Origin of the sequence: Nonomuraea sp. MG754425 (genome assembly GCF_021699195.1) — a bacterium.
GTDB lineage: Bacteria > Actinomycetota > Actinomycetes > Streptosporangiales > Streptosporangiaceae > Nonomuraea.
The window spans coordinates 1-907 of record NZ_SSXE01000442.1; the positions used below are offsets into that span (position 1 = coordinate 1).

The 907-nt window shown below is 67.7% G+C and carries 2 protein-coding genes; one reads left to right on the plus strand and one right to left on the minus strand.

Annotated features, from left to right (window positions below):
* Positions 1-276 (minus strand): cellulose binding domain-containing protein (locus FAF44_RS53370; protein WP_237111147.1); only part of this gene is annotated, 276 nt, incomplete at its 3' end.
* A 358-nt stretch (positions 277-634) separates the two neighbouring features.
* Here FAF44_RS53370 and FAF44_RS53375 point away from each other — a divergent pair.
* The coding region (locus FAF44_RS53375) for a cellulose binding domain-containing protein (protein WP_237111148.1) at positions 635-907 on the plus strand (273 nt) is incomplete at its 3' end.

Genomic DNA, 907 nt, shown 5'->3' on the forward strand with positions numbered 1-907 from the left:
GGTGCCGGTCACGCGGGTGCCCGACTGGGTCCAGTTCGCGCCCCATCCGGTCGGGGTGTACTTCTGGCCGGTGGTCGGGTAGTCGAAGGCCAGCGACCACGACGTGATGGGGTCACCGGTGTTCTTCAGCGTGACATTCGCGGTGAACCCGCCCTGGCCCGGGCCGCTCGTCCACTGGTTGGCCGCGTACGTCACGTCGCACGCCACGGCCGCCTGGGCGGGGGCGGCCGTGACGGCCGAGGTCAGGCCCGCCGCGAGGACAAGAGTCGTGGCCACGGCGAGTCGTCTCGACAAGCGGGTCAAAGGGATCGGAGGTCTGTACTTCACGGGGTCTCCATGGGAGTAGGGGTGTGGGAGCGCTCCCAAAATGGATTGTGGGTGCACTCCGGCGTATGTCAACGGAATGGCGTGCCGGTAACCCCCGCGTTTCCTCTCACCTGGCTGCCCGGGATGAAAGTTTCATCCACGTTCCAGGGCATTCAACGAGCATGCGGGGCGGCGGACGCCTTCTCGAAGGGGGCGCGCTGTACACGGACTCGGACCCCGGCACACGATGGGAGCGCTCCCAGCCATCTAGTACTGGAGATGATCGCTCGTGAGACTCCACCGCGGCCTTCGCAGATGGGCCGTGACCATGACCGCCGCGAGTGTCGCGGCCTTAGGGCTCATCGTCGGACAGAGCCCGGCCGCCAACGCCGCCGTCGCCTGCGACGTGACCTACACAGCCAACTCGTGGACGAGCAGCCCTGGTCAGGGCGGATTCACCGCGAGCATCACGCTGAAGAACACCGGGGACCCGCTCACCTCCTGGTCGCTGGCCTTCGACTACCCGACCACCGGCCAGAAGTACACCCCGACCGGATGGGGCGCGAACTGGACCCAGTCGGGCACCCGCGTGACCGGCACC